We start from the raw sequence: 24,129 nt of genomic DNA on the forward strand, positions 1-24,129 counted from the left end.
CGCTCCGTACCTTCCGTACGGGCCGGCCGCGGCGGCCCTCGCCGTTTTCCCGGAGACGTACGGCAGGATGTCCCCCATGCCGAGCCTCCAGAAGACGAGCGCGCCGCAGGACCGGTCGCAGGGCCGCGCGCAGACGGTCATCCCCACCCACCGGGACAAGGTGGCCGCCGCGGGCAGCGAACTGATCGGCGGCCCCTACGGCCGGCGGGCGGCCATCGGCACCGGACAGCTGACGCCGGTGCGGGTGATCGCCCTCGTGGCCATCGGCATGTTCGCGCTCGGCATGGTGCAGAAGCTGCCCTGCTACAACTGGGCCTGGTTCCGGGGCACGACCTCCCAGTACACCCACGCCTGCTACTCGGACATCCCGCACCTCTACTCGGGGCGGGGCTTCGCGGACGGTCTGGTCCCGTACTTCGACCGGCTGGGCGGCGACATACCGTTCCTGGAGTACCCGGTCCTGACGGGTCTGTTCATGGAGGTCGCGGCCTGGCTGACGCCGGGCGGAGGCGACACGACGCAGCAGGAGCAGGCGTACTGGCTGGCCAACGCCGGTCTGCTGATGGTCTGCGCGACCGTCCTCGCGGTCTGTGTGGCCCGCACGCACCGGCTGCGCCCCTGGGACGGTCTCCTTGTCGCCCTGGCGCCCTCGATCGCGCTCACGGCCACGATCAACTGGGACATACTGGCCGTCGCGCTGACCGCGGCCGCGGTCCTGATGTGGTCGCGCGGGCGGCCGCTGGCCTTCGGCGTCCTCCTGGGCCTGGCCACCGCGTCCAAGCTCTACCCGGTCCTGCTGCTCGTCCCGCTGCTGCTGCTCTGCTGGAGGGCCGGGAAGTGGCGTGAGTACGGGGCGGCGGTGCTCGGCGCGAGCGGCGCGTGGCTGGTGGTGAACCTGCCGGTGATGCTGCCGGCGCCCGAGGGCTGGAAGCAGTTCTACGTCTTCAGCCGGCAGCGGAACGTCGACTTCGGTTCGGTCTGGCTGCTGGTCAGCCAGCGGACGGGCGTCTCGATCCCGCCGGACCGGGCGAACCTGTACGCGCTGCTGCTGATGCTGGTGGCCGTGGCCGGTCTCACCTACCTGGCGTTCACGGCGCCGCGCAGGCCCCGCTTCGTCCAGCTGGCGTTCCTGATCGTCGCCGCGTTCGTGCTCACCAACAAGGTCTACTCGCCGCAGTACGTCCTGTGGCTGGTCCCGCTCGCCGTCCTCGCCCGGCCGCGCTGGCGCGACTTCCTGATCTGGCAGGCGTGCGAGGTCATGTACTTCGCGGCCGTCTGGATGTACCTGGCGTTCACGACCAGCGGCAACAAGCAGGGACTGCCGGTGGACGGCTACCAGTTCGCGATCGTCCTGCACCTGCTCGGCACGCTCTACCTGTGCGTGATGGTCGTACGCGACATCCTGAGGCCCGAGAAGGACCCCGTACGGCAGGACGGCGCCGACGACCCCTCAGGGGGCGTCCTGGACGGCGCGGAGGACGTCGTCGTGGCGGGCAGGGCCGCGCATCCGGCCCGGCACGCGGCCCAGCCCATGGAGGTCGGGCCGCGGGTGGAGTGGGGCACCCCCGGGGAGCAGGCCTCCCGGGGGTGAGCGGGACCGGTCGGCTCAGCGCTCGACGATCCGGTCGAACTGCGTCGTGGTGTGGCGCAGATGCGCCACGAGCTCGTCGCCGACCCGGGGCTCCTGGGCGTCGGCGGGCACGAACAGGATCGACACCTGCATGTGCGGCGGCTCGGCGAACCAGCGCTGCTTCCCGGCCCAGACGAAGGGCGACAGGTTCCGGTTGACGGTGGCGAGACCGGCCCGGGCGACGCCCTTGGCGCGCGGCATGACGCCGTGCATCGCCTTGGGGGCCTCCAGACCCACGCCGTGCGAGGTGCCGCCGGCGACGACGACCAGCCAGCCGTCCGACGCGGCCTTCTGCTGGCGGTAGCCGAAGCGGTCACCCTTGGCGACCCGGGTCACGTCGAGGACCGCGCCCCGGTACTCCGTGGCCTCGTGGTCGCCCAGCCACAGCCGGGTGCCGATCCGGGCGCGGAACCGGGTCTGGGGGAACTGCTGCTGCAGCCGGGCCTGCTCCTCGGCCCGCAGGTGGCTGACGAACATGGTGTGCAGCGGCAGCCGCGCGGCCCGCAGCCGGTCCATCCAGCCGATGACCTCCTCCACGGCGTCCGTGCCGTCCGGGCGGTCCAGGGGGAGGTGGAGCGCGAAGCCCTCCAGGCGGACGTCCTCGATGGCGGCGTGGAGCTGCTGGAGCTCCTCCTCGCGGACGCCGTGCCGCTTCATCGAGCTCATGCACTCGATGACGACACGGGCCCCCACCAGGGCGTGGACGCCGTCCACGGACGAGACGGAGCGGATGACCCGGTCCGGCAGCGGAACCGGTTCCTCACCCCGGCGGAAGGGGGTGAGGACCAGCAGGTCGCCGCTGAACCAGTCCTTGATCCTCGCGGCCTCGTACGTGGTGCCCACGGCGAGCATGTCGGCCCCGAACCGGGCCGCCTCGTCGGCGAGTCGCTCGTGCCCGAACCCGTATCCGTTGCCCTTGCAGACCGGGATCACACCGGGGAACTGGTCGATGACGTTCTTCTGGTGCGCGCGCCAGCGAGCGGTGTCGACGTAGAGGGAGAGCGCCATGGCCGGCCCGGAACCTTTCTGATGGCAGCGGTGTATCAAAGGTATGTACGAGACTACGGAAACGTCAGCGGCACCACACGGGTCAGCGGCGCGACATGTAGATGTCGAGCGCCTTGTGCAGCAGCTTGTTCAGCGGGAAGTCCCACTCGCCGACGTACTCGACGGCCTCGCCGCCGGTGCCCACCTTGAACTGGATGAGCCCGAAGAGGTGGTCGGTCTCGTCGAGCGAGTCCGAGATGCCGCGCAGGTCGTAGACCGTCGCGCCCATCGCGTAGGCGTCGCGCAGCATCCGCCACTGCATCGCGTTCGAGGGCCGGACCTCGCGGCCGATGTTGTCGGAGGCGCCGTAGGAGTACCAGACGTGGCCGCCGACGACGAGCATCGTGGCCGCGGAGAGGTTCACACCGTCGTGACGCGCGAAGTAGAGCCGCATGCGGTTGGGGTCCTCGGTGTTGAGGACGGTCCACATGCGCTGGAAGTACGAGAGCGGGCGCGGCCGGAAGTGGTCACGGACGGCCGTGATCTCGTACAGCCGCTGCCACTCGGCCAGGTCCTCGTAGCCGCCCTGGACGACCTCGACGCCGGCCTTCTCGGCCTTCTTGATGTTGCGGCGCCACAGCTGGTTGAAGCCCTTGAGGACGTCGTCGAGCGAGCGGTTCGCGAGCGGGACCTGGAAGACGTAGCGGGGCTGCACGTCACCGAAGCCGGCGCCGCCGTCCTCGCCCTGCTGCCAGCCCATCTTCCGCAGCCGGTCCGCCACTTCGAAGGCACGCGGCTCGACGTGGGTGGCCTGGACGTCCTTGAGGCGCTTGACGTCGGGGTCCTGGATGCCGGACTTGATGGCGGCCGAGTCCCAGCGGCGGATGACGACCGGCGGGCCCATCTTCACCGAGAAGGCGCCCTGCTGCTTGAGGTGCGCCAGCATCGGCTGGAGCCACTCGTCGAGGTTGGGCGCGTACCAGTTGATGACCGGGCCCTCGGGCAGATAGGCGAGGTAGCGCTTGATCTTCGGCAGCTGGCGGTAGAGCACCAGGCCCGCGCCGACGAGCTGGCCGTCCTTGTCGAACCAGCCGAGGTTCTCCGAGCGCCATTCTGTCTTCACATCAGCCCACGCCGGGACCTGGCAGTGGCTCGCCGAAGGCTGGCTCTGGATGAATGCCAGATGCTGCTCACGGCTGATGGTCCTCAGGGTCAGGCTCATGCGGGGCGCTCCTCGGCAGGTGTGTCCCCATCGGTCAGGGGCTCCGGCTCTCGCGCCGAAGCCTACTGTGACCGGGGAGCGCCCCGGATGGGCATGTGGGCCCTGACGTGCCGCCGGTCAGCCCGCGACGCCGCCGAAGAGGCCGCCCTGGGCCATGCCGAGGTAGAAGCCGAGCCCCGACGCGCCGAGTCCGACGATCAGTGCGAAGCGCTCGCGCGTCGTCACGGAGATGAACTGGCCGTAGGCGCCGGTCAGGATGCCGATCAGGCCCGCCCAGGAGCTCAGCAGGTGCAGGTCGTGGAACTGCGCGGTGACGAAGGAGAGGATGCCCAGGACCAGGGTCACTCCGACCAGGGTGTCCTGGAGCGGATGGGGTTTGCCGTCGGTGGCGAAGAGGGAGTGGCCCGGGTCGGGTCGCATTGCCTGTGCCATGGAGCACCTCCTGGCGTGCCTGCCGGACGGCGGCGCATCGTAGCGCCGCCGACATCCGATGTGTACAGATTGCGGCCCCTCACCAGTGAATTTCAACCGGAGGGCGATGTCCGGGTACGCTGTACGGTCTGCACCGGTGTCTGCCCTGGTCCGTCTGGATCCCGACCGTGTCCCTCGTTCGCCGAGGGGGACTGTCAGAGGTGGCGGATACCGTTGTTCACGCATCACGACCCTCCTGCCACGGAACGACCGTGGCCGCTGAGTCCAAAGGAGGTGGGTTCCACATGCGTCACTACGAGGTGATGGTCATCCTCGACCCCGATCTCGAGGAGCGCGCTGTCTCCCCGCTGATCGAGAACTTCCTCTCCGTCGTCCGTGAGGGCAACGGAAAGGTCGAGAAGGTCGACACCTGGGGCCGTCGTCGTCTCGCCTACGAGATCAAGAAGAAGCCCGAGGGCATCTACTCGGTCATCGACCTGCAGGCCGAGCCTGCGGTCGTCAAGGAGCTCGACCGACAGCTCAACCTGAACGAGTCGGTCCTCCGGACCAAGGTCCTCCGTCCCGAGACCCACTGAGCTTCTAGCTCAGTGGTCATCGGGTCCGAGTAGCAGCAAAGCAGCCAGAAGCAATCCCGCCGAGAGGTTCCCCCATGGCAGGCGAGACCGTCATCACGGTCGTCGGCAATCTTGTCGACGACCCCGAGCTGCGCTTCACCCCGTCCGGTGCGGCGGTCGCGAAGTTCCGTATCGCGTCCACCCCCCGCACCTTCGACCGTCAGACCAACGAGTGGAAGGACGGCGAAAGCCTCTTCCTCACCTGCTCGGTCTGGCGTCAGGCGGCGGAGAACGTCGCCGAGTCGCTTCAGCGAGGCATGCGCGTCGTCGTGCAGGGCCGGCTGAAGCAGCGGTCCTACGACGACCGTGAGGGCGTCAAGCGCACGGTCTACGAGCTGGATGTCGAGGAAGTCGGCCCCAGCCTCAAGAACGCCACGGCCAAGGTCACCAAGACCACCGGTCGAGGCGGCCAGGGCGGTTACGGCGGCGGTGGCGGCCAGCAGGGCGGCGGAGGCAGCTGGGGTGGGAACTCCGGCGGTGGCCAGCAGGGTGGTGGCGGTGCTCCCGCCGACGACCCGTGGGCGACCGGCGGTCCCTCCACTTCCGGCTCTTCCGGCGGCCAGCAGGGCGGCGGAGGCGGCTGGGGTGGAAACTCCGGCGGCGGCTACTCGGACGAGCCTCCCTTCTAGGGCACGCCCTGGAAGCAGCTCGTACCCCCACTTCTTGATCACACAGGAGAAACACCATGGCGAAGCCGCCTGTGCGCAAGCCTAAGAAGAAGGTCTGCGCGTTCTGCAAGGACAAGACCGCGTACGTGGACTACAAGGACACGAACATGCTGCGGAAGTTCATTTCCGACCGCGGCAAGATCCGTGCCCGCCGCGTGACCGGCAACTGCACGCAGCACCAGCGTGACGTCGCCACGGCCGTCAAGAACAGCCGTGAGATGGCGCTGCTGCCCTACACGTCCACCGCGCGATAAGGGAAGGGTGACCGAAAAATGAAGATCATCCTCACCCACGAGGTGTCTGGCCTCGGTGCCGCCGGCGACGTCGTCGACGTCAAGGACGGTTACGCTCGCAACTACCTGGTCCCGCGCGGTTTCGCGATCCGCTGGACCAAGGGTGGCGAGAAGGACGTGGCGCAGATCCGCCGCGCCCGCAAGATCCACGAGATCGCGACCATCGAGCAGGCCAACGAGATCAAGGCCAAGCTCGAGGGCACGAAGGTGCGCCTGGCCGTTCGCTCCGGCGACGCCGGCCGCCTCTTCGGCTCCGTGACCCCGGCCGACATCGCCTCGGCGATCAAGTCCGCGGGTGGCCCCGACGTCGACAAGCGTCGCGTCGAGCTCGGCTCGCCGATCAAGACCCTGGGCTCGCACCAGGTGTCCGTGCGTCTGCACCCCGAGGTTGCCGCGAAGCTCGGCGTCGAGGTCGTCGCCGCGTAACGCTGCCCTTGGCAGTCTGCGCTCAGCAGTGAGGAAGGGCCGCACCCCTCGGGGTGCGGCCCTTCCGCTGTTTCACGTGAAACACGACGGTTCGCGTCGAACGGTCATCGGGTGGCGCCGGTGACGATCCAACGACCGGAGCGGGACCGCAGCCAGAGCGTCGCCATTCGCACCGACATCATCAGCGTCATCGCCCACCAGAGCGCCGTCAGCCCGCCGCCGAGCGTCGGGATCATCAGGGCGACCGGGGCGAAGACGGCCAGGGTCAGCAGCATGGCCCAGGCCAGATAGGGTCCGTCCCCCGCACCCATCAGGACGCCGTCGAGGACGAAGACGACTCCGGAGATCGGCTGGGAGATCGCGACCACGAGCAGCGCGGGAAGCAGGGTGTCCTGCACCGCGGTGTCACTGGTGAACAGCGGGATGAACAACGGGCGGGCGACGATGATGAGAGCACCGAGCACCACACCGGAGACCACGCCCCACTGGATCATGCGGCGGCAGACCTGACGGGCGCCCTCGGCGTCGTTTGCCCCGAGATAGCGACCGATGATGGCCTGGCCCGCGATGGCGATCGCGTCGAGGGCGAAGGCCGTCAGGCTCCACAGGGAGAGGATGATCTGGTGGGCGGCGACTTCCGCGTCGCCGAGCCGGGCGGCGACGGCTGTGGCGATCAGCAGGACCGCACGCAGCGACAGCGTGCGGACGAGAAGCGGGAGGCCGGCCTGAGCGGAGGCGCGGATGCCGGCCGCGTCGGGCCGGAGGGAGGCACCATGACGGCGGGCACCGCGGACGACCACGACGAGGTAGACGGCGGCCATGCCGCACTGGGCGATTACCGTGCCCCAGGCGGAGCCCGCGATACCGAGATCGGCCCCGTAGACCAGGGTGACGTTGAGCACGGCGTTCGCCGTGAAACCGCCGATGGCCACGTAGAGCGGTGTACGGGTGTCCTGGAGGCCGCGCAGGACGCCGGTGGCGGCCAGGACCACCAGCATCGCGGGGATCCCGAGGCTGGAGATCCGGAGGTACGTGATGGCGTAGGGGGCCGCGGTGTCGGAGGCCCCGAAGAGGTCGATGAGCCACGGTGCGGCGGGCACGGTCACCGCGACGACGGCGGCGCCGAGGAGGAGGGCGAGCCAGATGCCGTCCATGCCCTGGCGGATGGCGGCCTGAAGCTCTCCGGCTCCGACCCGGCGGGCGACGGCCGCGGTGGTGGCATAGGCGAGGAACACGAAGACGCTGACGGCGGTGGTCAGCAGCGCCGCGGCGATCGCGAGACCCGCGAGTTGCGGTGTGCCGAGGTGGCCGACGACGGCGCTGTCGACCATGAGGAAGAGTGGCTCGGCGACCAGAGCACCGAAGGCCGGCAGGGCGAGGGAGACGATCTCGCGGTCATGCTGTCGGCGGATGGCCTTGGAGGTCGCGGGGGCCTGGGTCATGGGCTCAATCTAATCTTCCACAGGTAAGAGATGCAATGGCTTAGTAATCCTTACTTGCAGAGCCGGAGAGGCTTCGGGTGTGGGTCGTTTGTTCTGATCTTGGTCCGGTGGGAAAAGTTTTTCTCCCCCACAGCCCGTGGATCAGGAAAGGCCAGGTCAGATGGGTGAGCTTGGGTGTCCTATGAGTTTGTCCACATGGCTGTCCCCCGCTGCGTGCACAGGTTCCGGGGAGTTCTCCACAGCATCTGGGCCTTCACCCACAGGGCCTGTGGATAACCAGATTGGCTGACGCCTCTCCCGGGCCTACCGTGGACCGGCGCCCGACGCGCCAGAAGCGGTCGCGAAGCCACTCTTTGATCAAGGCCGTGGCGTAGGAAAGAGTGGCGAGGCGAGGTCCGCGGAGCGGACGGGAGGAGGTGGCTTGGTGAGCGTTACCGAGCCCTTGGACGACCCCTGGGCCGACAGCGGACCGAGCGACCGGCTGCCCGCCCGTCAGCGCGGTGAAGGACGTGGCCGCGGCAGAGGGCGCGACGACCAGCACGAGCGGGGTGGCGACGGTCCCTGGGACGGTGGCCTCTCCGGCTTCGAGCGCGTTCCCCCGCAGGACCTCGACGCCGAGCAGTCGGTCCTCGGCGGCATGCTGCTCTCCAAGGACGCCATCGCGGACGTCGTGGAGATCATCAAGGGCAACGACTTCTACAAGCCCGCCCACGAGACCGTCTACGCCGCGATTCTCGACCTCTACGCGAAGGGCGAGCCGGCCGACCCCATCACGGTCGGCGCCGAGCTCACCAAGCGCGGCGAGATCACCCGAGTCGGCGGCGCCTCCTATCTGCACACCCTGGTCCAGTCCGTCCCGACCGCGGCCAACGCCTCGTACTACGCCGAGATCGTCCACGAGCGCGCCGTCCTGCGCCGCCTCGTGGAGGCCGGCACCAAGATCACGCAGATGGGATACGCGGCCGACGGAGACGTCGACGAGATCGTGAACTCGGCGCAGGCCGAGATCTACGCGGTCACCGAGCAGCGCACCACCGAGGACTATCTGCCGCTCGGCGACATCATGGAGGGGGCGCTCGACGAGATCGAGGCGATCGGCTCCCGCAGCGGCGAGATGACCGGCGTGCCCACCGGCTTCAGCGACCTCGACTCGCTCACCAACGGCCTGCACCCCGGCCAGATGATCATCATCGCCGCCCGTCCCGCCATGGGTAAGTCGACGCTCGCCCTGGACTTCGCCCGGGCCGCGTCCATCAAGCACAACCTGCCCAGTGTCATCTTCTCGCTCGAAATGGGACGCAACGAGATCGCGATGCGTCTGCTCTCGGCCGAGGCCCGGGTCGCGCTGCACCACATGCGCTCCGGCACGATGACCGACGAGGACTGGACCCGCCTCGCGCGCCGGATGCCGGACGTCTCGCAGGCCCCGCTCTACATCGACGACTCCCCGAACCTGTCGATGATGGAGATCAGGGCGAAGTGCCGCCGGCTGAAGCAGCGGAACGGCCTCAAGCTCGTCATCATCGACTATCTGCAGCTCATGCAGTCGGGTGGCTCGAAGCGGCAGGAGAGCCGTCAGCAAGAGGTCTCCGACATGTCGCGAAACCTGAAGCTCCTCGCCAAGGAGCTCGAGCTGCCCGTGATCGCGCTCTCCCAGCTGAACCGTGGTCCCGAACAGCGCACCGACAAGAAGCCGATGGTCTCCGACCTGCGTGAGTCCGGCTCGATCGAGCAGGACGCCGACATGGTGATCCTGCTCCACCGCGAGGACGCGTACGAGAAGGAGTCCCCCCGCGCGGGCGAGGCCGACATCATCGTGGGCAAGCACCGTAACGGCCCGACGGCCACCATCACCGTGGCCTTCCAGGGCCACTACTCCCGCTTCGTGGACATGGCCCAGACCTGACGCCTCGCCGCGCGAAACCGGGGAGCGTCGTGCGGGGTGATCGCGTTGGATGGGCCCATGACGACATCTTTCGAAGCTTTGTTGCCCGGTACCGAGCGGGCTCTGTCGCATCGGGTCGCGGTCGCCCAGTCCGAGGGACGGGCGCCGTCCTTCGTGGGGGCGGTGGTGCGGGACGGAGCGCTGGTCTGGAGCGGTTCACGCAGCTGCGTGGACGGGCACGCGCCGGACGACGACACGCAGTTCAGGATCGGCTCCCTCACCAAGGTGTTCACCGCTGTGCTGGTGATGCGGCTGAGGGATGAGGGGCTCCTCGGTCTTGACGATCCGCTGGAGCGACACCTCAAGGGCACCGGCGCCGGTGAGGTGACGATCGCTCAACTCCTGGGGCACAGCGGTGGGCTCGCCGCCGAGACGCCCGGTCCGTGGTGGGAGCGTTCGCCCGCCGCGCTGCGGCCGGAGCTCTCGGACGTCCTGGGGGAGCGGCCGTTCCTCCAGTCCCCTGGGCGGCGCCACCACTACTCCAACCCCGGCTACACGCTGCTCGGCTCGCTGGTCGAGGCGGTGCGGGGGGTGTCCTGGGAGGAGGCGCTGCGGCGCGAGATCCTGGAGCCGCTGGGGATGGGTCGTACGACCGTCGAGCCGGTCGCCCCGCACGCGGGCGGCTGGGCGGTGCACCCCTGGGCCGATGTGATGCTGCCGGAGCCGACCGAGTCCCTGGGGCTGATGGCGCCGGCGGGGGTGCTCTGGTCGACGGCGGCGGACCTCGCCCGGTTCGCCGCGTTCCTGGCGGCGGGTGACGAGCGGGTGCTCGCGTCGACCTCTGTGGAGGAGATGAGGGCGCCGGCTGCTCCGGCCGGTGAGGGGGACTGGGAGGGGAGCTACGGACTGGGACTCCAGCTGCTGCGCAAGGACGGCCGGACCCTGATCGGGCACACCGGTTCCCTCCCCGGCTTCGTCGCCGCCCTGTGGGTGAGCGTGGAGGACGGGCTCGCGGCGATCGCCCTCGCCAATGTCACCTCAGGGCCGCCGGCGGCCCTTGTGGCCGCCGATCTCGTGCGGATCGTGGCGGAGGCGGAGCCGCGGTTCCCGGAGCCGTGGCGCCCGCTTCCGGAGGCCGAGGTCGACGAGGAACTCCTCGCCCTGACGGGGCCCTGGTACTGGGGGACGTACGCCTACGGGCTCCGGCTCGGCCCCGAGCGGGGAGTGGTGCTCGAACCCCTGCGGGGAGCCGGGCGGCGGGCCCGCTTCCGGGCGCTCCCCGACGGCGGGTGGGTCGGGCTGAACGGTTATTACGCGGGGGAGACGCTTCGGGCGGTCAGGCGTGCCGACGGCAGCGTCAGTCACCTCGATCTGGGCTCCTTCGTCTTCACCCGGGAGCCGTACGCGCCGGAGGACGTCGTGCCCGGTGGGGTGGACGAGGCAGGGTGGCGCGGCCTCTGAGCCGTCTGCGGTGTTTCACGTGAAACGGCGCGCCGGGACCTGTGTCCTGGCGCGCAGCCGTCCCGCTCCGCCTCAGAGGCTCTTCTTGAAGCCCACGTGGGAGGCCTCGAAGCCGAGGCGCTCGTAGAAACGGTGGGCGTCGGTGCGCGTGACGTCGGAGGTCAGCTGGACGAGCCGGCAGCCCTGGCGTCCGGACTCCTCGACGGCCCACTCGATGAGCTGTGTGCCCAGGCCGCCGCCCCGCTCATCGGCGTGGACGCGGACGCCCTCGATGATCGAGCGAGTGGCCCCCCGGCGGGAGAGCCCGGGGATGACCGTCAGCTGGAGGGTGCCGACGACCTTGCCCGCGCGGACGGCCACGACGAGGTGCTGGTGAGGGTCGCCCGCCAGGCGCTCGTAGGCGGTGAGGTACGGGCCGAGGTCGTCCGGGGACTCGCGCTGGGCGCCCAGGGGGTCGTCCGCGAGCATCGCGACGATGGCTTCGAGGTCCGCCGCTGTGGCGGCGCGTATCTCAAGATCGCTCATGGCCCGCAGCGTACGCGGACCGCTCGCGGATCCGCTCACGCCTCCCGGCCCCGCGTCACGCGGGAACGCCCACGCCCTCGACGACCTGGACCAGCGGGGCCAGCTCCGGGTTCTTCGCCGCCTCGTCCAGGGCCTCACGCAGCGCGCTGTCGTTGGTGGGACGGGCCTCTTCGAGGAGCTTCAGACCGTCCTCGGTGACATCGGTGTAGATGCCGCGCCGGTCGGTGGCGCAGAGGTACCGGGTGAGCAGCCCGCGGTCCTCGAGCCGGGTGACGAGCCGGGTGGTGGCGCTCTGGCTGAGCACGACCGCGTCGGCGACCTGCTTCATCTGGAGGTGACCGCCGGGGCCGCTGTGCTGGCGGCTGAGGACGTCGAGGAGCGAGTACTCCCGCACGCTCAGACCGTGACGGCTCTCCAGGGCGCGCTCGATGTGGGCCTCGATCCTGCCGTGCAGCAGGGAGAGCGCGCACCAGCGCTGGGAGAGTGCGGTGAGTGCGGGGTCCGTCGCGGTCATGGTCGGTCTCTCCTCGGTCTCTCCTGCACCGGAGTGGCTCTCGCCCCAGGGTAGACGATGCGACGCAATAATGCGCGTGTGCAAGTAATTCCGCTGGGTGGGGCTATCCGGCGGCCACGGTCAGGGGAGCGAAGCGGCGGCGCCAGTCACCCGGGAGGTCGGGGAGGGAGCGGACCATCACCGCGTTGGAGGTGATCGGGTGGACGCCGTTCTCCTTGAACCAGCTCAGCAGGGCCGTGTGGCGAACGTCGATGTCCGTGCGCAGCGGCCGGTCGGTGGCGGCCGCCAGGGAGGCGATCAGCGCCTGGGCCGTGGCGGTGTCCCGGGCGATGAGCGGCCCGACGACATGGGTGTCCATGTTGGGCCAGGCCGCGGCGAAGCCCGTGATCTCTCCGTCCTCCTCCGCGACCCGCAGGAGGTCGGCGAACGCGGGGAGTCGCGTGATGATGTGGGTGCGGTCGAGGCCGAAGACCTCGTGGTCCAGGCGCAGGATCGCCTGGAGGTCCTCCGCCGTCGCCGGGCGCACCGGCACGGCCGGGGCCGGCGTGGTGAAGGTGAACTGTCCGAGCACCATCTCCGCCCGGCTCGTCTGGGTGAAGCCCAGCTGCTCGTACAGGGGCTGCCCGTTCGCCGTGGCGTGCAGGGTCAGCGGCGTCTCCCCGGCGTCCGCGACGACGTGTTCCATGAGCCGGCGCCCTACTCCTCGGCGGGCGTACCGCTCGGCGACGAGCACCATGCCGATCGCGGCGAGCTCCGGGCCGTACGGCGTGACCACCGAACAGGCGATCAGCCCGGCGCCGGAAGGGTCGTCGATGCCGTAGCCCGTACCGGCGGTGAGCAGCAGTCCCCACTTGTGTTCCTCGCGATGCCAGCCCCGGTTCTCGGCGAGGTCGGCACAGGCGGGGAGGTCGTCCGCGGTGAGGTGCCGGATGGGGAGCTGCGCGAGGGCGGAGGAGGAGATCGGCATGCTGTCAGGCTGTCCGAACCGGTGATCTTCCGTCCACCCCTTTACCGGATCCGGGTCGATGTGCGAGGGGGCGTTGCTTCCGCCCCGCGGCATGAGGACGATGTTTCACGTGAAACCCCGTAGACAGCGACTGCACCTCTTCGACCTCGACGGCACCTTGATCCGGGGGTCGGCCGCCGCGGTGGAGATCTCCCACCAGCTGGGGCTCGGCGAGGAGATCGCCGCGCTGGAGGAGGGCTTCCTGCGGGGGCTCACACCGGACGAGTTCGCCGTCAGGGCCCGCGACCTCTGGGCCGCCCTCACCGAGGAGCAGGTGGCGGCCGCCTTCGAAGGGGCTCCCTGGCTGGCGGGCATCCGTGAGGTCTGGGCCGACCTCCGCGCCCGGGGCGACCGCTGCGCGGTCATCTCCCTCTCCCCCGACTTCTTCGTCGAGCGGCTGCTCGACTGGGGTGCCGACGCCGCGCACGGTTCGCGCTGGCCCGCCGTCCCCTTCACCGAGCCGATCCACCGGCCCGACATCCTCGACGCACAGGCGAAGGTGCGCATCGCGGGGCGACTCTGCGCGGAGTTCGGGGTGGATCCGGCCGACTGCGTCGCCTACGGGGACTCCATGTCCGACGCGGCTCTGTTCGCGATCGTGCCGGAGACCGTGGCCGTGAACGCGGATCACCATCTCGCCGGGCTCGCGCGCCACAGCTATACGGGCGGCGATCTGCGCGAGGCCTACGCACTGGTCGAGAACAGCGCAGCCTAGCCAGAAACCCTGTCCTTTGGACCCAGAACACCGCTTTCCCTCCGCAACGCCGGAGCAAGGGGCATGCTGCGATCGAGGAAGCCGTCCAGCGTGAGGCGATGCAGATGATGGATGCTCCGACCACCACGAAGGCAGCGGAGGACGCGGACGAGCCCCGAATATCCACTGAGCCCTCCACCGACGCGGTGCTCGTGCGCCGCACCCTGGCGGAGATCGCCCCGGTGGCCGACCGGGTGACCTCGTACTTCTACTCCCTGCTCTTCATCCGCAACCCCGAGCTGCGCGAGATGTTCCCCGCGGCCATGGACACCCAGCGGGACCGGCTCCTGAAGGCCCTCCTCACCGCGGCGGAGCATCTGGACGACACCCCGACCCTCACCGCGTACCTGCAGAACCTCGGCCGAGGGCACCGCAAGTACGGCACCCGGTCCGCCCACTACCCGGCCGTGGGCGAGGCGCTCATCGGGGCGCTCGTGCAGTACGCGACGACGAGCTGGGACGAGGAGACCGAGGCGGCCTGGGTCCGTACGTACACGACGATCTCCCAGATCATGATCGACGCGGCGGCGGCGGACGAGGAGTCGGCGCCCGCCTGGTGGCATGCCGAGGTGGTCTCCCACGAGCTGCGCACGTCCGACATCGCCGTCGTCACGCTCCGGCCCGACCAGCCGTATCCCTTCCTCGCGGGGCAGTACACGACGCTGGAGACCCCGTGGTGGCCACGGATCTGGCGCCACTACTCCTTCGCGTCGGCGCCCCGCCCCGACGGGCTGCTCTCCCTCCACGTCAAGGCGGTCCCGGCCGGCTGGGTGTCCAACGCGCTGGTCCACAGGGCACGCCCCGGGGACGTGCTGCGGCTGGGCCCGCCGGCCGGCTCCATGACGGTCGACCACGCCACCGACACCGGCCTGCTCTGTGTGGGCGGCGGCACCGGGATCGCGCCGATCAAGGCCCTCGTGGAGGACGTGGCGGAACATGGCGACCGGCGGCCGGTCGACGTCTTCTACGGGGCGCGCAGCAATCACGACCTCTACGACATCGACACGATGATGCGGCTCCAGCGGACCTTTCCCTGGCTCTCCGTCCACCCGGTCACGGAGGAACAGGGGCGACTTCCGGAGGCCGTCTGCCGCTACGGCCCCTGGAGCGAGCGCGACGCCTATCTCTCGGGTCCGCTCGGCATGGTCCGTCGCGGGGTGGACGCGCTCCGGGGAGCGGGGATCCCCGTGGAGCGCATCCGTCATGACTTCCTCGCGGAGCTAGCTCCCGCGGAGGCTTCCGATCACCCGAGGTCGGGGGCGTGCATCGCGCGGACTCCCTCGATGTTGCCGTCGAGGTAGTGGCGCAGGGAGAGCGGTACCAGGTGCACGGCGGCGATGCCGACCCGGCTGAAGGGCACCCGGACGATCTCGTACTCGCCGAGCGGTTCCTCGATCTCGGGGCCGTGGCGCAGCGAGGGGTCCATGGAGTCGAGCCGGCACACGAAGAAGTGCTGGACCTTCACCCCGGAGACCCCGCCGTCCACGATGTGCTCGACGGTGTCGACGAAGCAGGGCACCACGTCGGTGATCTTGGCGCCGAGCTCCTCGTGGACCTCGCGGTGCAGGGCTTCGACGACGGTGGTGTCGGAGGGTTCCACGCCGCCGCCGGGCGTGACCCAGTAGGGATCCATCCCCGGCTTGGTGCGCTTGATGAGGATGAGGTCGTCCCCGTCGAGCAGGATGGCGCGTGCGGTGCGTTTGATCACGGGCCGTTCGTTCATGGGAAGAAAATGGCCCGTCCACGGTGTCCTGAAACTCACCAGGCCCCTGCGGCCCGCAGCAGTTCCTCGTGCGCCCGGGCGATCGGCGACAGGGCGAGCGTCCCCGTACGCACGACCAGGAAGTAGGTCCGCAGCGGAGGGACCGGCGGGTCGAGCAGCGCCACGAGCCGGCCCTGCTCCAGCGCTTCCTCACAGAGATAGCGGGGCAGGACGGCGAGCCCGGCGCCGGAGGCGGCGGAGTCCCGTACCGCGCGCAGATCGGGGGCGATCACAGTGGCGGCGACCGTCGGCTCGGAGTCGAAGACGCTCGCCCAGTAGCGGGCGACGAACGGAAGTGACTCGTGCACCTCGACCACGGGCAGCTGTTCGAGAACCTCCGCGCCCTTGCCGAGGAGCACCTCGGGGGAGAGCCGGTCCGCCCAGCGCGGCGCCGCGACCAGGACGTACTCCTCGTCGCAGAGGGGGGTGGAGACGAGCAGGCCGCCCCGGGGCCGGGCGGTGGCGACGGCCAGATCGTGATGGCCCGCGGCGAGGCCGTCGAGGATCTCCTCCGTGTTCCCGAGGAACGACGCCCGTACGGCGAGTCCCTGGCCGACGAGGGGGGTGAGGGCGGGCAGCACACGGAAGGCGGTGAACTCAGGGGGCCCCGCGACATGGAGGGTACGGACGCCGGACTCCTCGTCGAGTCCGGTCCCGGCGATCTCGACGAGGGCGTCCAGATGCGGGGCGGCCCGGTGCGCCAGTTCGTCGCCGATGGTCGTCGGGGTGACTCCGCGGGCCCGCCGGAGGAAGAGCGGCCGCCCGAGCTGTCGTTCGAGGGTACGGATCTGGCTGGTGACGGCCGGCTGGGAGAGGCCGAGCAGCGCGGCCGCGCGGGTGAAGGAGCCGGCCCGGTGGACCGTGACGAACGTGCGCAACAGGGCGAGGTCCATCTCCGTCCCCTCCCGGCCGTGCGGCCGTTCGACTCAGGCGGTCGGCTGACTACGCCTCAGGAACGTCCAACTATAAATAAGTCGATAGGTCTCTGTCGCTACCGTGATTGGACACTGACGCTCAGTCAACTAGCCTTGCTCAGGCGGTCTCCGCGCGTGGACCGAGGCGTTCCGAGCCACGAGGGGGGAGGCTCGGAGCGCCCGCTCCGCGTACCCGCGGCCGGTCTCAGCCGACGGCTCCGGCCTCGTCGAGGGCGCGCAGCACATCGGCGATCAGGTCCTCCGGATCCTCGGCGCCGACCGAGAACCGGATGAAGCCCTCCGCGACCGCGTCCCCGCCCCAGCGCCCGCGCCGCTCCGCCGTGGAGCGCACGCCGCCGAAGCTGGTGGCGTCGTCCACGAGCCGGAGCTCTTCGAGGAAGCGGTCGGCCCGCTTCTGGTCCGCGAGCTCGAAGGAGACCACGGACCCGAAGCGGCGCATCTGCTGGGCGGCGACCGCGTGCGAGGGATCCCCGGGCAGTCCCGGGTAGCGCAGCCCGGTCACGTCCGCGCGCTCGGCGAGCGTCCGGGCGAGCGCGAGGGCGGTGGCGCACTGGCGGTCGATCCGCAGGTGGAGCGTGGCGAGCGAACGGTGGGCGAGCCAGGCCTCCATGGGACCGGGGATGGCTCCGACGACCTTGCGCCAGCGCCGCACCTCCGCCGCCCGCTCGGGATCGCGACAGCTGACATGACCGAGCAGGATGTCGCCGTGCCCGGTCATGCCCTTGGTGTCGCTGGCGACCGAGAAGTCCGCGCCCAGTTCGAGGGGACGCTGGCCGAGCGGGGTGGCGAGGGTGTTGTCGACGGCCACGAGTGCCCCCGCGGCATGCGCCTCGCGCACCAGGCGGCGGATGTCGCAGACGTCGAGACCGGGGTTGGACGGGGTCTCGATCCAGAGGAGCCGGGCCCCGTCGAGCACGGCGAGCTGGCCGTCGCCGCCGGTCGGCGCGGTGCGGACCTCGATGCCGTACGCCCGCAGCTGCTCGTGCAGCAGGGGCAGGGCCTGGTAGCCGTCGGTGGGCAGCACCACCGCGTCGCCCGCCTTCAGCTGTGAGAGCAGGACGGCGGAGATCGCGGCCATGCCGGAGGCGAAGACCAGCGTCTCGACCCCCTCCTCCCCCGGGGCCTCCAGCTCGCCGATGGCCCGCTCCAGATGGGTCCAGGTGGGGTTCTCGTCGCGGCCGTAGGTGTACGGGCCGGTCGGCTCGCCGGGGAGATGGAAGTGCGCGGCGAAGACCGGCCCCGGCAGCGTCGGCTCGTACTTCACGGGTTCGGGAAGCCCCGCCCGCACGGCGCGCGTGCCGTCGCCGTATTCCTGGTCGGTCACGGTGTCCGCTCCTCGTGTTCAAGGCGTACAGCCGCGAGGGCTCTCTCGCTCGCGGCTTCCTGCGTCGTCATGGCCGTCGCTCAGTCGCTGTCGGGGAGGATGACGTTCAGCGCCCAGGAGACGACGGAGATGATCAGACCGCCCAGAACGGCGGTCCAGAAGCCCTCGACGTGGAAGCTGAGGTCGAACTGCTCGGCGAGCCAGGACGTGAGGAGCAGCATCAGGGCGTTGACCACGAGGGTGATCAGGCCGAGCGTGAGGATGAAGAGGGGGAGCGTCAGCAGGCTGACGACCGGCTTGACCAGGAAGTTCACCAGGCCGAAGACCAGGGCGACGAGAATGAGGGTCAGGGCCTTCTTGCCGGTGCTCTCACCGGTCAGGGTGATGTCCTGGAGCAGCCAGATGGCGACTCCCAGGGCGCCCGCGTTGGCGAGTGTCTTGACTACGAAATTCATCATGTGTCTGATCGTGGCAGACACGATCGGGCCGAGGGCAGGGGCGACGGGCGATGAAGGCATTCCGACTGGACGAACTGGAGGCGGAGCGTGCCGCGAACAAGGGCGCGTACCTCCAGTTCCTGCGGGAGCGGAACATGTCGGTGGGCCTGTACGCGCTGGACGCCGGGGAACTCGACCCCCAGCAGCCCCATCGTCAGGACGAGGTCTACTTCGTCGTGAGCGGCCGGGCGGCGATCACGGTCGGGACCGAGACGACCCAGGTGGCGCGCGGCAGCGTGGTCTACGTTCCGGCCGGGGTGGAGCACAAGTTCCACCACATCAGCGAGGACCTGCGGGTGATGGTGGTCTTCTCCCCGCCGGAGAGCTGAGGTCCGGAGAGCTGCGGTCCGAGCGCTGAGGTCCGGCAGGCCCGGGGCGACCGAGGGTCGGGAGCCCTGAGCCCCTAGGGGGCGGATCAGGGGAGAGCGGGGGCCGCAGCGTCCCCGTGGGCCCCTCCCGGCCCCTAGCCTTGAGGGTGTTCGGCGCGGAGTGTGCGGAACGGGACTTCGGGAGCGAGGTAGGACCATGGCCGTGCAGCAGATTCTCGCGGGGATGCCCTGGTGGGTGAAGTGGATCGCCATACCGGCGCTCGCCCTGCTCGTCTTCGGCGGGCTGATCACCAGCGTCCTCGCCTTCGTGGTCGGACTGCTCTTCAAGGTGCTGCTCTTCGTGGCGCTCGTCGCCGGACTGATCTACGTCGTACGGAAGTTCAGCTCCTCCGGCCGCTCGCGTGAGGACTGGTAGCACGAGCTACTCATCGGTATGAGGGCGACGGAGGGTATTAGCCCGGCCGGGGGAACGCGCTGGTCGAACCGGGGCATCGGCCCGGGGGCTGCCACTAGAGTGGAATCTCTCCGCCGCGATGGGGACTACAGGCGTAGACCTCCGTGCTGACCAGCGGTTTCCCAGGCCCGGCGGGCGCGCGGGGGCGGCCCCCGCGGGCGGGTGCAGTGCATCCGTCGTCACGCCTGGGGGTGACCTTTGGCCACGGCTTCGCAGACGGCTGCGCCTACCCTGATCGGCTCGGTGCAGCGAGCGCTGAGACTTCTGGAGGCCGTTTCCTCCCACGAGGGCGGCGCGCCGGCCAAGCAACTCGCCCGTGAGACGGGCCTCCCGCTGCCCACCACGTACCACCTGCTCCGGACCCTGACGCACGAGGGCTATCTACGCCGTGAGAAGGGCGTGTTCGTGCTGGGTGACGCCGCCGTCCGACTGGCCGGCGGCGGAGCCGTGCAGAATCGTCGCATCAAGATCGAGGACTCCCTTGCCCGTTGGCGGGACGAGATCGGTGTGCCGGTGTACTTCGCCCTCTATCGGGAGGGGGAGATCGAACTCGTCGCCGTCGCCGACACCCCCGCCGCTCCCGCCGTGGAGGAATGGGCCGACTTTCGTCAGACCGCTCACGCCCATGCGATCGGTCAGTGTCTGCTGAGTCAACTCGATCCGAAATCCCGTCAAGACCACCTCGACCGACATCCGGTGGAAGCCATCACTCCGTTCACGGTGCGTAACCACCGTGTCCTTTTGGAGCGTTTGGACGGTTTGGGGCGAATGGAGCCCCTGGTGGAGCGTCAGGAATATGCGCTCGGCACGATCTGTGCCGCGATCCCCATCACTGCGGGCTCCGCAGCTGCCGCAATGGCCATTTCTCTCCCCCTTCACCAGGAAGAACGGTTGCTCCCAGCAGTCGAGCGACTACGCACGGAGATCGGAAGGCTCTTCAGCTCCCTCGCGTTCTCTATCAGTATCTGAAAAATCACTCCTTGTGATCTGCTAGCGCTTACAGCACGATTGCGTCAAGAGGGCCACGGGGGATCATTCCTGGCCGTTTCGGTCACAGCTTTCAGCAGCGGTGTTCACACAACTGCTTCATCTACTGCGGGGTACACGATGCGAGAGTCCGTTCAGGCCGAAGTCCTGATGAGCTTCCTCGTCTCCGAGGAGCTCTCCTTCAGGATCCCGGTCGAACTGCGATATGAGACCCGGGATCCCTACGCGGTGCGGATGACCTTCCACCTTCCCGGAGACGCCCCCGTGACCTGGGCGTTCGGCAGAGAACTGCTGCTCGACGGGATCAACCGGCCGAGCGGGGACGGCGATGTGCACATCGCCCCGACGGAGCCCGAGGGGCTCTCGGACGTCTCCATCCGACTCCAGGTCGGCGGCGACCGCGCCCTGTTCCGGGCGAGCGCCCCGCCGCTGGTCGCCTTCCTCGACCGCACGGACAAGCTGGTCCCGCTCGGTCAGGAACGGACACTCGGCGACTTCGAGGACAACCTGGAGGCCGCGCTCGGCCGGATCCTGGCCGAGGAGAGCGCGGGACCGGCCGCCTGAACCGGCACCCGTCCCCGCGTAGGCCTCACCCGGCACGGCTGATACGCCTCACTTGGCCCGGCGGCGTCGTCCGCCCCGTACCGCCGCCGCGGGCCGCGGCGCACCCGAGGCCGGCCGGTCCGCCGACACCACCAGGGCCGCGAGCGCCGTGGTGAGCGGCACGGAGGCGACCAGGCCGATCGATCCCACCAGGGTCCGCACGATCTCCTCGGCGACCAGCTCGCTGTTGGCGACCGTCCCCATGCTGCTCTGCGCGATCGAGAAGAGCAGCAGCAGCGGGAGGGCCGCGCCCGCGTAGGCGAGCACCAGCGTGTTCACGACCGAGGCGATGTGGTCGCGGCCGATCCGGATGGCGGCCCGGTACAGCGCGCGCGGACCCATGTTCGGATCGGCCTGGCGCAGCTCCCAGACCGCCGAGGTCTGCGTGACCGTCACGTCGTCGAGGACACCGAGCGAACCGATGATGATCCCGGCCAGGAGCAGGCCGGACATGTCGATGTTCGGATACAGGCCGTGGATCAGGCCGGTGTTGTCGTCGGTGTTGCCGCTCAGCGAGGCCCAGCCGATGAACAGCGAGCCGAGCAGTCCGATCAGCAGCAGGGAGATCAGCGTCCCGAGCACGGCGACCGAGGTGCGGGCCGAGACGCCGTGGCACATGTAGAGCGCGATCAGCATGATCGCGCTCGACCCGACCACCGCCACGACCAGCGGGTTCGACCCCTGCAGGATCGCCGGCAGGATGAAGAACGTCAGGACGAGGAAGCTCGCGACAAGGGCGATGAGCGCCATCACCCCCCGCATCCGCCCGACGAGCACGACCGCGAGGGCGAAGATCCCGGCGAGCACCGCGAGCGGGACCTTCCGGTTCACATCGGTCACCGAGTACTGCAGGTCGCGCGGGGCGTCCGGGGCGTACGCCACCACCACGCCCTGCCCCTGGTGCAGTTGGCGGGGCGCGTCCGGCTGCACGATCTCCGTGAACGTGCGCCCCTTCTCCGGGCCGCTGGTCACCTCGATGGTCGCCTTCTCGCACTGCCCCTGCTGGGCCTCCACGGCCTCGCGCCCCTCCGGGGTGGAGGTGTCGCCGGTCGGCGGGACCTGGGCGGCGTTCACGTCGCTGCAGTTCACCTGCTCGACGGCGACGACCCTCCCCTGCTCGGTCTGCCGGTCGAAGCCGACCCCGGTGCGCTCGTGCGCCGGCGTTCCGCCTGGCCACAGCCACACGAGCCCCACCACGACGGCGGTGGCGAAGGGGATCAGAACGGCGGCGATGACCTTGCGCAAGTGCCGGGACACCGGGGCGGCGGGGCCGTGGCTGTGGCTGTGGCCGTGCCCCTGGCCGTGCCCGTGGGAGGGGCCGGGACCGTGGTCGTGGCCGTGCGGCTCGGGAGTCTGCTCGGGGGAAGTCACCGACCGATCATCGCAAGAACGGCGGGGGCCCACTGTTCAGCACGCCAGGATTGACGCTAGCGTGGTGGCACCTTTGCACACGCGGGAGCTCGGAGCACCGGGCTGAGAGGGCGCTGATCACCGTACGCGCGTACGGGAAGAGGCTGCGCCGACCGCCGAACCTGTTACCGGGTAATGCCGGCGTAGGGAGATCGGTCTCATGACCATTCAGGACGCACGCACGCCTGCCTCCGACCAGGACGGCACCTCTGTCGACGGCGAGCGCACGCCGGGCTGGCACAAGGGGTACGTCCAGGGCTCGCGCCCCGACCTCCGGGTGCCGGTCCGTCAGGTACACCTCACCAACGGCAAGGACGTCACGCTGTACGACACGTCCGGCCCGTACACCGACCCCACCGTCGACACCGACGTACGACGGGGCCTCCCGCCGCTGCGCGAGAACTGGATCATCGGGCGTGGCGACACCGAGGAGTACGCGGGCCGCCCGGTCCGCCCCGAGGACGACGGCATCAAGCACACCTCGCCGCGCGGGGGCGGGCTCAAGAACCTGGACGCCGTCTTCCCCGGCCGTCCGAGGCTGCCGCGCCGGGGCCGCGACGGCCAGGCCGTGACGCAGCTCGCGTACGCCCGACGGGGCGAGGTCACCCCGGAGATGGAGTACGTGGCGATCCGGGAGAACGTCTCCCCTGAGGTCGTCCGGGAGGAGATCGCCGCAGGTCGCGCGGTGCTCCCGGCGAACGTCAACCACCCGGAGATCGAGCCGATGATCATCGGCAAGCGGTTCCTGGTGAAGGTCAACGCCAACATCGGCAACTCCGCCGTCACCTCCTCCATCGAGGAGGAGGTGGAGAAGATGACCTGGGCGACCAAGTGGGGCGCCGACACGGTCATGGACCTGTCCACCGGCCGCAACATCCACACCACCCGTGAATGGGTGCTGCGCAACTCCCCCGTGCCGATCGGCACCGTGCCGCTCTACCAGGCCCTGGAGAAGGTCGACGGCCGGGCCGAGGACCTGACCTGGGAGATCTACAAGGACACGGTCATCGAGCAGGCCGAGCAGGGCGTGGACTACATGACCGTGCACGCCGGCGTGCTCCTGCCGTACGTGCCGCTCACCGCGCGCCGCAAGACCGGCATCGTCTCGCGCGGCGGCTCGATCATGGCCGCCTGGTGTCTCGCGCACCACAAGGAGAACTTCCTCTACACGAACTTCGAGGAGCTCTGCGAGATCCTGGCGGCGTACGACGTCACGTACTCGCTCGGCGACGGACTGCGCCCCGGATCGATCGCCGACGCCAACGACGAGGCGCAGTTCGCGGAGCTGCGGACGCTCGGCGAGCTGAACACGATCGCCAAGCGGCACAACGTGCAGACGATGATCGAGGGCCCCGGGCACGTCCCGATGCACAAGATCAAGGAGAACATCGACCTCCAGCAGGAGATCTGCGAGGAGGCGCCGTTCTACACGCTCGGCCCGCTGACGACGGACGTGGCGCCCGCCTACGACCACATCACCTCCGGCATCGGTGCGGCGATGATCGCCTGGTGGGGCACGGCGATGCTCTGCTACGTGACGCCCAAGGAGCACCTGGGCCTGCCGAACAGGGACGACGTGAAGACGGGTGTCATCACGTACAAGATCGCGGCCCACGCGGCGGACCTCGCGAAGGGGCACCCGGGCGCGCAGGAGTGGGACGACGCGCTCTCGGACGCGCGGTTCGAGTTCCGCTGGGAGGACCAGTTCAACCTGGCGCTCGACCCGGTCACCGCGCGGGAGTTCCACGACGAGACGCTGCCGGCGGAGCCCGCGAAGACCGCGCACTTCTGCTCGATGTGCGGTCCGAAGTTCTGCTCGATGAAGATCTCGCAGGACATCCGCCGTGAGCACGGCGGTACGCAGCAGGAGATCGAGGCCGGCATGGCGGAGAAGTCCAAGGAGTTCGCCGCGAGCGGTAACCGCGTGTACCTGCCGCTGGCGGACTGACCGCCCGCGGCACACGCACCG

The 24,129-nt window shown here is 69.8% G+C and carries 26 protein-coding genes; 14 read left to right on the plus strand and 12 right to left on the minus strand.

The genetic code is table 11. The features are described 5' to 3' along the window. Nucleotides 1–76: 76 nt before the first annotated feature. Nucleotides 77–1,591 (plus strand): glycosyltransferase family 87 protein, encoded by a 1,515-nt coding sequence (locus tag AMK29_RS12225; protein WP_073811698.1) that lies wholly within the window; start codon nucleotides 77–79, stop codon nucleotides 1,589–1,591. A 15-nt stretch (nucleotides 1,592–1,606) separates the two neighbouring features. Here the strand turns inward: AMK29_RS12225 and AMK29_RS12230 are convergent, their stop codons facing one another. The 3 genes from AMK29_RS12230 to AMK29_RS12240 form a co-directional block, all read right to left on the minus strand. Beyond that, nucleotides 1,607–2,638 (minus strand): alanine racemase, encoded by a 1,032-nt coding sequence (locus AMK29_RS12230; RefSeq protein WP_073811701.1) that lies wholly within the window; start codon nucleotides 2,636–2,638, stop codon nucleotides 1,607–1,609. A gap of 82 nt (nucleotides 2,639–2,720) precedes the next feature. Continuing rightward, nucleotides 2,721–3,839 carry a lipid II:glycine glycyltransferase FemX gene (locus AMK29_RS12235; RefSeq protein WP_073811704.1) on the minus strand — a complete coding sequence of 373 codons (1,119 nt, stop codon included), beginning with the start codon at nucleotides 3,837–3,839 and terminating at the stop codon, nucleotides 2,721–2,723. Between the two features lie 117 nt (nucleotides 3,840–3,956). After that, nucleotides 3,957–4,271 (minus strand): hypothetical protein, encoded by a 315-nt coding sequence (locus AMK29_RS12240; protein WP_073811707.1) that lies wholly within the window; start codon nucleotides 4,269–4,271, stop codon nucleotides 3,957–3,959. A gap of 284 nt (nucleotides 4,272–4,555) precedes the next feature. Here AMK29_RS12240 and rpsF point away from each other — a divergent pair, with 284 nt between their 5' ends. The 4 genes from rpsF (at nucleotide 4,556) to rplI (ending at nucleotide 6,272) form a co-directional block, all read left to right on the plus strand. Continuing rightward, the gene (rpsF, locus tag AMK29_RS12245) at nucleotides 4,556–4,846 is read left to right on the plus strand and encodes a 30S ribosomal protein S6 (protein WP_015034882.1); all 291 of its coding nucleotides are present in this window, start codon (nucleotides 4,556–4,558) and stop codon (nucleotides 4,844–4,846) included. Between the two features lie 74 nt (nucleotides 4,847–4,920). Continuing rightward, nucleotides 4,921–5,514, plus strand: a complete 594-nt coding sequence (locus AMK29_RS12250) for a single-stranded DNA-binding protein (RefSeq protein WP_073811710.1) — start codon at nucleotides 4,921–4,923, stop codon at nucleotides 5,512–5,514. 56 nt (nucleotides 5,515–5,570) lie between these two features. After that, nucleotides 5,571–5,807 carry a 30S ribosomal protein S18 gene (gene rpsR / locus AMK29_RS12255; RefSeq protein WP_005315025.1) on the plus strand — a complete coding sequence of 79 codons (237 nt, stop codon included), beginning with the start codon at nucleotides 5,571–5,573 and terminating at the stop codon, nucleotides 5,805–5,807. 18 nt (nucleotides 5,808–5,825) lie between these two features. After that, nucleotides 5,826–6,272: a 50S ribosomal protein L9 gene (rplI, locus tag AMK29_RS12260; protein ID WP_073811712.1), complete on the plus strand. Its 447-nt coding sequence runs from the start codon at nucleotides 5,826–5,828 to the stop codon at nucleotides 6,270–6,272. Nucleotides 6,273–6,376: 104 nt separating this feature from the next. On the opposite strand, the gene AMK29_RS12265 is transcribed toward rplI, so the two are convergent. Next, nucleotides 6,377–7,714, minus strand: coding sequence for an MATE family efflux transporter (locus AMK29_RS12265; protein ID WP_073811715.1), 1,338 nt, complete (start codon nucleotides 7,712–7,714; stop codon nucleotides 6,377–6,379). A 424-nt stretch (nucleotides 7,715–8,138) separates the two neighbouring features. Here AMK29_RS12265 and dnaB point away from each other — a divergent pair, with 424 nt between their 5' ends. Together dnaB and AMK29_RS12280 are read left to right on the plus strand one after the other, a co-directional pair. Next, nucleotides 8,139–9,620, plus strand: a complete 1,482-nt coding sequence (gene dnaB, locus AMK29_RS12275; RefSeq protein WP_073811717.1) for a replicative DNA helicase — start codon at nucleotides 8,139–8,141, stop codon at nucleotides 9,618–9,620. A 57-nt stretch (nucleotides 9,621–9,677) separates the two neighbouring features. Next, nucleotides 9,678–11,060 (plus strand): serine hydrolase domain-containing protein, encoded by a 1,383-nt coding sequence (locus AMK29_RS12280; RefSeq protein WP_073812173.1) that lies wholly within the window; start codon nucleotides 9,678–9,680, stop codon nucleotides 11,058–11,060. 72 nt (nucleotides 11,061–11,132) lie between these two features. Here the strand turns inward: AMK29_RS12280 and AMK29_RS12285 are convergent, their stop codons facing one another. From AMK29_RS12285 to AMK29_RS12295, 3 genes are all read right to left on the minus strand, one after another. Continuing rightward, nucleotides 11,133–11,585, minus strand: coding sequence for a GNAT family N-acetyltransferase (locus tag AMK29_RS12285; protein WP_073811718.1), 453 nt, complete (start codon nucleotides 11,583–11,585; stop codon nucleotides 11,133–11,135). Nucleotides 11,586–11,640: 55 nt separating this feature from the next. After that, nucleotides 11,641–12,099: a MarR family winged helix-turn-helix transcriptional regulator gene (locus AMK29_RS12290; RefSeq protein WP_073811720.1), complete on the minus strand. Its 459-nt coding sequence runs from the start codon at nucleotides 12,097–12,099 to the stop codon at nucleotides 11,641–11,643. Nucleotides 12,100–12,202: 103 nt separating this feature from the next. Next, nucleotides 12,203–13,066, minus strand: coding sequence for a GNAT family N-acetyltransferase (locus AMK29_RS12295; RefSeq protein WP_073811722.1), 864 nt, complete (start codon nucleotides 13,064–13,066; stop codon nucleotides 12,203–12,205). Nucleotides 13,067–13,166: 100 nt separating this feature from the next. Between AMK29_RS12295 and AMK29_RS12300 the strand changes: the two genes are divergently transcribed. Continuing rightward, nucleotides 13,167–13,820 (plus strand): HAD family hydrolase, encoded by a 654-nt coding sequence (locus AMK29_RS12300; protein WP_073811723.1) that lies wholly within the window; start codon nucleotides 13,167–13,169, stop codon nucleotides 13,818–13,820. Nucleotides 13,821–13,927: 107 nt separating this feature from the next. Further along, on the plus strand, nucleotides 13,928–15,160 hold the full coding sequence (locus tag AMK29_RS12305; RefSeq protein ID WP_073812175.1) for a globin domain-containing protein: 1,233 nt from the start codon (nucleotides 13,928–13,930) through the stop codon (nucleotides 15,158–15,160). On the opposite strand, the gene AMK29_RS12310 is transcribed toward AMK29_RS12305, so the two are convergent. From AMK29_RS12310 to AMK29_RS12325, 4 genes are all read right to left on the minus strand, one after another. Continuing rightward, entirely contained in the window at nucleotides 15,103–15,582 is a 480-nt protein-coding gene (locus AMK29_RS12310) for an NUDIX domain-containing protein (RefSeq protein ID WP_073811725.1), read from the minus strand. The genes AMK29_RS12305 and AMK29_RS12310 overlap by 58 nt on opposite strands. A gap of 35 nt (nucleotides 15,583–15,617) precedes the next feature. Beyond that, nucleotides 15,618–16,514 carry a LysR family transcriptional regulator gene (locus AMK29_RS12315; protein WP_073811727.1) on the minus strand — a complete coding sequence of 299 codons (897 nt, stop codon included), beginning with the start codon at nucleotides 16,512–16,514 and terminating at the stop codon, nucleotides 15,618–15,620. Nucleotides 16,515–16,740: 226 nt separating this feature from the next. After that, nucleotides 16,741–17,880 carry a cystathionine gamma-lyase gene (locus tag AMK29_RS12320; protein WP_073811729.1) on the minus strand — a complete coding sequence of 380 codons (1,140 nt, stop codon included), beginning with the start codon at nucleotides 17,878–17,880 and terminating at the stop codon, nucleotides 16,741–16,743. Between the two features lie 80 nt (nucleotides 17,881–17,960). Next, nucleotides 17,961–18,338 (minus strand): phage holin family protein, encoded by a 378-nt coding sequence (locus AMK29_RS12325; protein ID WP_073811730.1) that lies wholly within the window; start codon nucleotides 18,336–18,338, stop codon nucleotides 17,961–17,963. Nucleotides 18,339–18,388: 50 nt separating this feature from the next. On the opposite strand from AMK29_RS12325, the gene AMK29_RS12330 reads away from it, so the two are divergent. From AMK29_RS12330 to AMK29_RS12345, 4 genes are all read left to right on the plus strand, one after another. Then, the gene (locus tag AMK29_RS12330) at nucleotides 18,389–18,706 is read left to right on the plus strand and encodes a cupin domain-containing protein (protein ID WP_030204915.1); all 318 of its coding nucleotides are present in this window, start codon (nucleotides 18,389–18,391) and stop codon (nucleotides 18,704–18,706) included. 202 nt (nucleotides 18,707–18,908) lie between these two features. Then, nucleotides 18,909–19,121, plus strand: coding sequence for a DUF5326 family protein (locus tag AMK29_RS12335; RefSeq protein WP_073812178.1), 213 nt, complete (start codon nucleotides 18,909–18,911; stop codon nucleotides 19,119–19,121). A gap of 237 nt (nucleotides 19,122–19,358) precedes the next feature. Continuing rightward, nucleotides 19,359–20,129, plus strand: coding sequence for an IclR family transcriptional regulator (locus AMK29_RS12340; protein ID WP_311775883.1), 771 nt, complete (start codon nucleotides 19,359–19,361; stop codon nucleotides 20,127–20,129). A gap of 138 nt (nucleotides 20,130–20,267) precedes the next feature. Next, the gene (locus AMK29_RS12345) at nucleotides 20,268–20,711 is read left to right on the plus strand and encodes an SsgA family sporulation/cell division regulator (RefSeq protein ID WP_073811732.1); all 444 of its coding nucleotides are present in this window, start codon (nucleotides 20,268–20,270) and stop codon (nucleotides 20,709–20,711) included. A 48-nt stretch (nucleotides 20,712–20,759) separates the two neighbouring features. On the opposite strand, the gene AMK29_RS12350 is transcribed toward AMK29_RS12345, so the two are convergent. Further along, the gene (locus tag AMK29_RS12350; RefSeq protein WP_382620131.1) at nucleotides 20,760–22,121 is read right to left on the minus strand and encodes a YibE/F family protein; all 1,362 of its coding nucleotides are present in this window, start codon (nucleotides 22,119–22,121) and stop codon (nucleotides 20,760–20,762) included. A 199-nt stretch (nucleotides 22,122–22,320) separates the two neighbouring features. On the opposite strand from AMK29_RS12350, the gene thiC reads away from it, so the two are divergent. Further along, nucleotides 22,321–24,108, plus strand: coding sequence for a phosphomethylpyrimidine synthase ThiC (gene thiC / locus AMK29_RS12355; RefSeq protein ID WP_073811735.1), 1,788 nt, complete (start codon nucleotides 22,321–22,323; stop codon nucleotides 24,106–24,108). Nucleotides 24,109–24,129: the final 21 nt, after the last annotated feature.

It is taken from the genome of Streptomyces sp. CB02261, from assembly GCF_001905665.1.
Lineage (GTDB): Bacteria > Actinomycetota > Actinomycetes > Streptomycetales > Streptomycetaceae > Streptomyces.